We start from the raw sequence: 2,545 nt of genomic DNA, 5'->3' as shown, positions 1-2,545 counted from the left end.
TACGCCCGCCGCCTCAACCTCGAATGCCAACCATGATCACGAATGGCGGCTGCCGTACTAGTCAGCTAGCAATTGGCGGCTGCCGTATTAGCTGGTGAACTACGCGCGGCGCGTCCGGACGATGTCGACTTCATGCGGGCCGCCTTCGCATGGGTTCGTGACCGGATCCGGCACTCGGTGGACGCCCAGGATCCGCGGATCACCGTCACCGCTGGCGAGGTGCTCAGCGCCGGCGTCGGCCTCTGCTATGCCAAGTCGCACCTGCTGGTGGCCGTGGCCCGGGCCGCCGGCGTTCCGGCCGGGTTGTGCTACCAACAGCTGACCGATGGGGGAGAGCCCTTCCTGCACGGTCTCGTTGCCGTATACCTCGCGGGCCGCTGGCATCGCCAGGACCCGCGCGGCAACCGCACCGGCATCGACGCTCAATTCCGGCTCGGGCGTGAACAACTGGCCTACCCGATCACCAACGGATCGTCCGGTCTCGATTTTCCTGACGTGCACGTGCGACCCTCGCCCAACGTGATCGCAGCCCTGCCCGGTGCTCGAGACGCTCTTGAACTGTGCCGCGCCGGGTTACCCGCTACACCCTGAGCCTCGATCCACCGATGGAGGTTGGACCGGCGGGGAACCCGGATATAGAAAGTGCCCTCTGAACTGGAAGGATAGGAGTTGCGAAGCTTCTATTCCGTCGGTTCGAGAGGGCACCTCGCAGGTGAGATTACGCCATGACGCGCCAGTGGTGCGCGCGACGTTCGACGATCCGAATCTGGTGTCGTGTGCCGGGCTGGTTCCGGTGATGCGCCTGGCCGAGCAGGCTGGTCTGCACGACGCGGTCGCTGATCGGGTGGGCCTGCCGACGGACAAGGGCGCGAACCCGGCGGGGAAGGTCGCCACGATCGTGGCGGGGATGCTCGCTGGCGCGGACAGCATCGATGATCTCGACGTTGTCCGGCACGGCGGGATGCGGTCGCTGTTCGGCGGCGTGTACGCGCCGTCGACGCTCGGCTCGTTCCTGCGCACGTTCACCCACGGGCATGTCCGGCAGTTGCAGGCCGCTGCCCGTGACACTCTGATCGGCCTGGCCCGGCGGACGCCTCTGCTGGCCGGCGCGGACGTGCTGACCTTTGTGGACATCGACTCGTTGCTGCGCCGGGTCTACGGAAAGCAGAAGCAGGGCATCGGGTTCGGTCACGCCAAGGTCGGCGGCTACAACGTCTGGCTACGCGGCTACAACCCCCTGGTCGCGACGGTGTCGACACCGTTGTCCGCGCCGGTCGTGGCGGCGACCCGGCTGCGTAGCGGCAACGCCGGCTCCAGCCGGGGTGCTGCGAGGATGATCGCCGAAACGGTCACCGCCGCCCGGTCCTGCGGCGCGACCGGTGAGATCGTCGTCCGGGCCGACTCCGCTTTCTACGCCAAGACGGTCATCAGCACCTGCCGACGCCGCGGGGTGCGGTTCTCGGTCACCGCCCGTATCGACGCCAAGGTCCGCACCGCGTGCGACGCCATCGGCGACGAGCAGTGGATCGACATCCGGTATCCGCAGGCTGTCTGGGACGACGACGAACAGCGGTGGATCTCGGACGCGCAGATCGCTGAGACCACCTACACCGCGTTCGCCGGCACCCGGCACGCCGTCACCGCCCGGCTGATCGTGCGCCGTATCCGCCGTAACGATCCCACCCAAGCTCCTGACCAGCGGGAACTCCTGCCTGCCTACCGGTATCACGCGGTGCTCACCGACAGCCCGTTCACCCTCGTGCAGGCCGAAGCCCAGCACCGTCAGCACGCGATCATCGAGCAGATCAACGCGGATCTGATCGCCGGGCCTCTGGCCCACCTGCCGTCCGGGCGGTTCAGTGCCAACGACGCCTGGCTGACCTGCGCCGCCATCGCCCACAACCTCACCCGCGCCGCCGGGCACCTCGCCGCCGGCACCTGGCCGACCGCCCGGACCGCGACCATCCGCACCCGGATCATCACCGTCGCCGCTCGCCTCGCGCACCGCGCCCGCACCATCCACCTGCACCTACCCGAGCACTGGCCCTGGCAGCCCGCGTTCGACAACCTGTGCACCGCCGTCCGCCCCGCACCCGGCTGACCACGACACACCGACCGCGACCAGGCGGCCCGACCACAGGCCAGGAACTCCCGAACCCCGGAACGACAACGCCCGGAGCAAGCCGATCACGTAATCGGCGATTCGCCGCGCCCTGAAATCTCCCAATACCGAAACTATTCAACCGAGCTCAGGACGAACCGCGTCGGTGGATCGAGGCTGAGTCGGGACAGCGGATGCCGGCCATGGAATTCGCGGCAACACACTCTTCTCGGCTACGACCGCGCGCTGGGCTCTGCCGTCCTTGTCACGTACTGGGACGCCCGGTAGCCGGCAGAAGCGGGCGTCCTTCTCGGCCCCGGTCACGCACCGGCCGCTGGTGCAGCCTCGCAACGTGGTTGACCTGTCGATACGGCCACTACCTTGCAGGGCCTTTGCAAGTTCCGGGGTCGTGCGGCTGGTCGGGTTGTGACCGGTTGGGGTGGA

2 protein-coding genes are annotated in these 2,545 nt (G+C 68.1%); both read left to right on the top strand.

The annotated features are described in order from the left end of the window. Positions 1-72 precede the first annotated feature (72 nt). Positions 73-591: a transglutaminase-like domain-containing protein gene (locus tag ACFHWY_RS28200; RefSeq protein WP_416583276.1), complete on the top strand. Its 519-nt coding sequence runs from the start codon at positions 73-75 to the stop codon at positions 589-591. A gap of 121 nt (positions 592-712) precedes the next feature. Continuing rightward, positions 713-2,101: an IS1380 family transposase gene (locus ACFHWY_RS28195; protein ID WP_416583275.1), complete on the top strand. Its 1,389-nt coding sequence runs from the start codon at positions 713-715 to the stop codon at positions 2,099-2,101. The last annotated feature ends 444 nt before the right edge of the window (positions 2,102-2,545 follow it).

This window comes from Micromonospora sp. LOL_024, assembly GCF_048060415.1.
GTDB lineage: Bacteria > Actinomycetota > Actinomycetes > Mycobacteriales > Micromonosporaceae > Micromonospora.
This window is presented reverse-complemented; position numbering and strand designations above follow the sequence as displayed.